6 protein-coding genes and 1 pseudogene are annotated in these 6,016 nt (G+C 63.8%); 3 read left to right on the top strand and 4 right to left on the bottom strand.

The features are described from left to right. On the top strand, positions 1-965 hold a 965-nt coding region (locus I5W_RS06920; protein WP_044528679.1), incomplete at its 5' end, for an FAD-dependent oxidoreductase. A 4-nt stretch (positions 966-969) separates the two neighbouring features. Here I5W_RS06920 and I5W_RS06925 read toward each other — a convergent pair. From I5W_RS06925 to I5W_RS06940, 4 genes are all read right to left on the bottom strand, one after another. After that, the gene (locus I5W_RS06925; RefSeq protein ID WP_044528680.1) at positions 970-1,338 is read right to left on the bottom strand and encodes a hypothetical protein; all 369 of its coding nucleotides are present in this window, start codon (positions 1,336-1,338) and stop codon (positions 970-972) included. Continuing rightward, positions 1,338-1,925, bottom strand: a complete 588-nt coding sequence (locus tag I5W_RS06930; protein WP_044528681.1) for an RNA polymerase sigma factor — start codon at positions 1,923-1,925, stop codon at positions 1,338-1,340. The genes I5W_RS06925 and I5W_RS06930 overlap by 1 nt, the downstream gene beginning before the upstream one ends. Before the next feature lie 139 nt (positions 1,926-2,064). Next, on the bottom strand, positions 2,065-2,646 hold the full coding sequence (locus tag I5W_RS06935; RefSeq protein WP_026052007.1) for a DJ-1/PfpI family protein: 582 nt from the start codon (positions 2,644-2,646) through the stop codon (positions 2,065-2,067). Between the two features lie 82 nt (positions 2,647-2,728). Then, a complete protein-coding gene (locus I5W_RS06940; protein ID WP_044528682.1) occupies positions 2,729-3,646 on the bottom strand; it encodes a LysR family transcriptional regulator in 918 nt (305 codons plus the stop codon). A gap of 194 nt (positions 3,647-3,840) precedes the next feature. Between I5W_RS06940 and I5W_RS06945 the strand changes: the two genes are divergently transcribed. Further along, positions 3,841-5,088 (top strand): ABC transporter substrate-binding protein, encoded by a 1,248-nt coding sequence (locus tag I5W_RS06945; protein ID WP_044528683.1) that lies wholly within the window; start codon positions 3,841-3,843, stop codon positions 5,086-5,088. Positions 5,089-5,152: 64 nt separating this feature from the next. After that, a pseudogene (locus tag I5W_RS06950) lies at positions 5,153-6,016 on the top strand (aldehyde dehydrogenase family protein); the annotation flags it as partial.

The following is a 6,016-nucleotide window of genomic DNA, read 5'->3' on the forward strand; positions in this document are numbered from 1 at the left end:
GGCGCCTTGTCGGCGTCTTGCTGGAGGCGGCGCGACAGGAAGGCATCGAAGTGGAGACCGGCCACGATATCAGCGGCCTGGAGCACACCGGCGCACAGGCCTGGTTGACTGCTGCTGATGGCCGTCGCCTTGGCGGCTTTGATCTGGTGATCGATGCCAGTGGCGCGCGCTCGCCACTGCGCCGTCATGCGCTGCGCAGCTGCGAGCCGCGGCCCTTGCCCTACGGCGCGTTCTGGGTCTCGCTGCGGGCGCAGCCGGGCTTGTCCTTCGGCCACAATTCGCTGGTGCAGCGCTATCGTCGTGCCAGCACCATGATCGGCGTGCTGCCCATCGGTCGACCAAGGCCCCAGGATGAGCCCATGGTGGCGTTCTTCTGGAGCACGCGACCGGATCGGGTGGAGTGGCTCAAGCAAGCGGGACTGTCGGCCTGGAAGGATGGTGTTCATGCACTCTGGCCAGAGTGCGCGCCTTATCTGGCGCAGATCGATGGCTTCGAACAGATGACGCTGGCGCGTTATGGTCATCACACCTTGCCTTTGCCCTACGCTGAGCGGCTGGCCATCATCGGCGATGCCGCCCATTCCACCAGTCCGCAATTGGGACAGGGTGCCAACATGGCCCTGCTCGATGCCCGGGCCTTAAGCCACGCCTTGCAGCAGTCGGACACGCTGGAGCAGGCCCTGCCGCGCTATGCCGCTTCGCGGCGGCGCCATGTGCGGACCTTCCAGGCCATGTCGGCCATGTTCACGCCGTTCTACCAGTCCGATTCGCTCTGGCTGCCCTGGGTGCGCGACCAATTGGCGGCGCGCTTGTCGGTGGTGCCGCCGGCGCCGCAACTGCTGGCCAGGATGGTGGCCGGCACCTTGGTAGATCCCTTCACTTCCATCGGTTTGCGCGAGCATGACTGGACTGCGGCACCCCAGCCATCGGCCCTGACCGAGGGGATTCAGGCGCAGCGGGAATAAATCTTCATTTACGCTCTTCGCGGCAGAACATCCGGCTGCGCAGTTGGCAGCGCTCGCGTTCCTCGGGCGTCATGGCTTCCCAGCGGGCGCGCATGAAGCGGCGCTTGTCGCGCCAGCCGCCATGACGGCCACGAAAGCCGCCGAACAATATCCGGCACAGCACCAGCAAGCCCAGGGCGCGCCAGAAGCCGATCTCGGCCACGCCGGGGAAGATCGGCGGCATCACCCAGTTCCACAGCAACATCACCACCACCCCCAGCAGCGGCACGCACAGCAGGCACAGCGCCAGCTTGAAGCCCCAGCGGCCACGGTGACCGTGGCGGCGCGCCGGGTTGCCTTCAGCGTTGGGTTGGGGGATTGCGTTCTGATCCATTACATCTCCAATTCGTCATAAACTGCCTGCAGCCGCTCGCGCAGGTGCAGTACTGCATAGCGTTTGCGGGCCAGCAGGGTATTCAAGCTGGTCCCGCTGGCAGCCGCCATTGCCTTGAAACTGAGCCCGTCGAGCTCATGCGCGATGAAGACCTCGCGTTGCGCCTCGGGTAATTCATCCAGCGCCTCTTGCAGAGCTTCGATCAGGGCGGCGCGGGCATAGGCCGCTTCCGGTCCATCGTCGCTGGCCGGCAGCACCAGGTCCAGTCGCCAGGCATCCTCGGCGCCATCGACTTGTTCGATGTCATGCGCTTCGGGCAGGGGCTCTTCTTTCTTCTTGCGGAAGCGGTCGATGATGCGGTTGCGCGCTACCCGGAACAGCCAGGCGCTGACCTGCTCGATGGGTTCGGGCAAGCGGTAGGCCTGGACGAACTCGTAGAACACTTCCTGCAGGATGTCTTCGGCCTCGCCGGCGTCAGCTACCCGGCGCCGGATGAAACCGCCCAGCCGGCTGCGCTCGCGCATGACGGTGGCGGTGATCTCGCGGTCCTGGTCGCTCATCGGGGAGAGGGTGGATATGGGCTGCATGTCCTGAAGACGCTTCATCTTCGGACATATTGTGGACTGTCGGTAAAAAAATGCAGGAAAAGGCCAGGAGAGATGAATAAAAAGGGGCTGGCCAACACAGCAGGAGGCGGCGCGTCATGCCGCCTCCGTTTCAGTCGTCTTAGAGTTCGATACGCGTGCCCAGCACCTGCAGGAACTGCGCCAGCCAGGCCGGATGGGCCGGCCAGGCCGGTGCGGTCACCAGCTTGCCATCGGTGACGGCGGCATCCACCGCGATATCGGCGAACTGGCCGCCGGCCAGCTTGACTTCCGGGGCGCAGGCCGGATAGGCCGAGACCTTCTTGCCTTCCAGTACGCCGGCCGCCGCCAGCACCTGCGGGCCATGGCAGACTGCCGCGATGGCCTTGTCGGCCTTGGCGAAGGCTTGCACCAGTTCGATCACCTTGGGGTTCAGGCGCAGGTATTCCGGGGCGCGGCCACCTGCTACCACCAGGGCGTCGTAGTCGGCGGCGCTGACCTCGTCGAAGCTGGCGTTGAGGGCGAACTGGTGGCCCGGCTTTTCGGTATAGGTCTGGTCGCCTTCGAAGTCGTGGATGGCGGTCTTGACCTTGTCGCCGGCTTTTTTGCCGGGGCAGACCGCGTGCACGGTGTGGCCAACCATCTGCAGCGCCTGGAACGGCACCATGGTTTCATAATCCTCGGCGAAATCACCGGTCAACAGCAGGATCTTCTTTGCAGCCATCGTCATCTCCTTGGAGTAGGGCCGCTGGTACAGGGAGGGCAGCGGCCGGGTTGGAACGAATCTTGTTGCAGAGGCGCCAGCCTTATTCCAGCCAGCGCATCTGGCGCGACTGGCCCATCAGGAAGTCGCGGTTGAGCTCCACGCACTCGCGCAGGTAGCTCCACAATGCCGAGACCCGCGCCACATGGCGCTGCTCGCTGGAGGCCACCAGCCAGAAGCTGCGCGTGATGGCAATTTCCTGCGCCAGCACCGGCACCAGTTGTTCGGATTGCTGGGCCAGGAAGCAGGGCAGGATGGCCAGGGCGCGACCGGCGCAGGCCGCCGTATATTGCGCCACCACGCTGGTGCTGCGAAAGGCCCGGAAGGCGTCCGGCGCCACCGTATCCTTGTAGCGCAATTCTTCACTGAAGACCAGGTCATCGATATAGCCGATGAAGTGGTGTTGCGCCAGATCGGCCGTAGTGTGGATGGGCGCGTGCCGGGCCAGGTAGTCACGTGAAGCATAAAGCTTCAGGACATAGTCGGACAGTTTTGTGACCACGTAATTACCCGACAAGGGCCGCTCGATCGAGACGCTGATGTCGGCCTCATGCTTGGACAGGTTCACGAAACGCGGCATGGGCAGCATGTCCACCGTGATGTGCGGGTTGCGGGCACAGAAGTGCGCCAGGTGCGGGGCCAGTACGAAGGTGCCGAAACCTTCGGTAGCGCCCAGCCGCACCTGGCCCGAGAGCTTGCTGTTATGCCCGCCCAGCTCTTCGGTGGCGGCGTAGAGGGTGCTTTCCACCTGCTCGGCATAGTCGACCAGTCGATAGCCATCGGCGGTGAGCTTGTAGCCGTGGTTGTTGCGGTCGAAGAGCTGGCTGCCGACCTGCTCCTCGAAACGCTTCATGCGGCGCGATACGGTGGAGTGGTCGATGCCCAGCTTCTTGGCCGCATCCACCAGGCCCTGGCTGCGCGTGAGTTCGAGGAAGATCCTGAGGTTGTCCCAGTCCAGCATGTGGTCTCCATGGTCTGTGATTTGCATCCATGCAAAATCGTTTTGTCTTTGTGGTTATTGTATCGATAAATACGCACATGCAGAATATCGGGGCCGTGACGGCGCCCCGCGTAGAGAGGGGCGGCGCCGCACGGCAGGAGACAACGGCAAGACCCGGCGTCCATGAACGCGGGCAGGTCCGACACAATCACAAGATGAAGGAGACAAGATGCGCAAGAACGCTTTGGGCCGTTCGCTCACGGCCCGCCGCCGTGGCCTGTACCGTTTCGCTGGCCGCCACTGCCATTCCCGCCCTGGCGCAGGACGCCAATACCGTCAAGATCGGCGTGCTCACCGACATGTCCGGCCCCTATTCGGCCATGGGCGGGCAGGGCTCGGTGGTCGCTGCCAAGATGGCGGTGGAGGATTGCCTCAAGAATGAATGCCGTGGGATGAAGATCGAGATCCTCTCGGCGGACAACCAGAACAAGCCGGATGTCGGCGTCACCCGCGCCCGCGAATGGCTGGACCGCGACAAGGTCGAGGCCATCGCCGATCTCACCAATTCCTCGGTGGCGCTGGCGGTGCAGAAGTTGGTCAAGGATAAGGGCGGCATCGCCATGTACAGCGGCCCGGCCACCGGTGCGCTGACCACCACCGAATGCGCGCCCAATGGCTTCCACTGGATGTTCGATACCTACTCGCAAGCGGCCGGCGCGGCCGCGGCCCTGACCAAGCTGGGCAACAAGTCTTGGTATTTCGTGACGGTGGACTATGCCTTCGGCCATTCGTTGGAGAAGGATGCCTCTGACGTGGTCAAGGCCAATGGCGGGACCGTGGTGGGTTCGGTGCGCCATCCGCTGAACGCTTCTGACTTTTCTTCCTTCCTGCTGCAAGCGCAGGCGTCCAAGGCCCAGGTGATCGGCCTGGCCGATGGCGGCACCGACGTGGTCAATGCGATCAAGCAGGCGCGCTCCTTTGCCGTCGGTGGCAAGGATCAGCGCCTGGTGGCGCTGCTGGTATTCCTCTCGGACGTGCACGCCCTGGGGCTGGAGGCCGCGCAGGGGCTGGTCTATACCGATGGCTTCTATTGGGATTATGACGACCAGACCCGCGCCTTCTCCAAGCGTTTCGAGGCGCAGTTCAAGAACATCAAGCCGACCATGGTGCAGGCCGGCGTCTATTCCAGCGTCTACCAGTTCCTGAAGGCCCGTGCAGCGGCCAAGACCTCGGACTGGAAGGTAGTGGCGCAGAAGATGCGCGAAATTCCGATCTCGGACGCCGTCATGCGCAATGCCTCCATCCGTCCCGATGGTCGCGTGATCCACGATATGTACCTGTACCAGGTCAAGACCCCGGCCGAGTCCAAGGGCCCGTGGGATTACCTGAAGCTGCTGTCGGTGATCCCGGCCCAGCAGGCTTTCCGCCCGATGGATGCGGCCTGCCCGCTGGTCAAGCAGTAATGCCTGTGGCCGGGAGCGCTGCTGCCGGCCTTGCCCTCCCCACCTCTTCACTATGGAAATCGCAATGAGCCAAGCCAACATCCCCAACGTTCCCCTGTACCTCAACGGTGAAAAGGTGCAGTCCACTGCCAAGGAGTGGCGTGACGTATTGAACCCGGCCACCCAGGAAGTGGTGGCGCGCGTACCCTTCGCCACCAAGGAAGAAGTCGACCGGGCCGTGGCCAACGCCAAGGACACCTTCAAGACCTGGCGCAATACCTCGCTGGCCCAGCGGATGCGCATCATGCTCAAGTTCCAGCAACTGCTGCGCGAGAATATCGCCCCGCTGGCCGAACTGATCACTCGCGAGCACGGCAAGACCCTGCCCGACGCCGAGGGGGAAGTCATGCGTGGCCTGGAAGTGGTGGAGCACGCCTGCTCGATCACCTCGCTGCAACTGGGTGAACTGGCCGAGAACGTGGCCGGTGGCGTCGACGTCTACACCCTGTACCAGCCGCTGGGCGTGGGGGCGGGCATCACCGCCTTCAACTTCCCGGTGATGCTGCCTTGCTTCATGTTCCCCATTGCGGTGGCCTGCGGCAATACCTTCGTGCTCAAGCCCTCCGAACAGGATCCGAGCTCTTCGCTATTCCTGGTCGAGCTGGCCCATCAGGCCGGCTTGCCACCGGGCGTCTTGAACGTGGTGCATGGCGGCCCGGACGTGGCCAACATGATCTGCGACCATCCCGACATCAAGGCAGTCTCTTTCATCGGCTCCACCCATGTCGGCACCCACATCTACCGCCGCGCCAGCGAGGCCGGCAAGCGTGCCCAGTGCATGATGGGCGCCAAGAACCACTGCATCGTGCTGCCGGATGCCCCAAGGACCAGGCCATCAACAACCTGCTGGGCGCAGCCTTCGGTGCGGCCGGCAGCGCTGCATGGCCAT

Source organism: Herbaspirillum sp. B65 (genome assembly GCF_000333555.1).
GTDB classification, from domain to species: domain Bacteria; phylum Pseudomonadota; class Gammaproteobacteria; order Burkholderiales; family Burkholderiaceae_D; genus Herbaspirillum; species Herbaspirillum rubrisubalbicans.

Coding starts and splice junctions, on each gene's coding strand:
- I5W_RS06935 (WP_026052007.1), bottom strand. CDS start 2,646: ATGGCTGCAAAGAAGATCCTGCTGTTGACCGGTGATTTCGCCGAGGAT.
- I5W_RS06930 (WP_044528681.1), bottom strand. CDS start 1,925: ATGCAGCCCATATCCACCCTCTCCCCGATGAGCGACCAGGACCGCGAG.
- I5W_RS06925 (WP_044528680.1), bottom strand. CDS start 1,338: ATGGATCAGAACGCAATCCCCCAACCCAACGCTGAAGGCAACCCGGCG.
- I5W_RS06945 (WP_044528683.1), top strand. CDS start 3,841: ATGAAGGAGACAAGATGCGCAAGAACGCTTTGGGCCGTTCGCTCACGG.
- I5W_RS06940 (WP_044528682.1), bottom strand. CDS start 3,646: ATGCTGGACTGGGACAACCTCAGGATCTTCCTCGAACTCACGCGCAGC.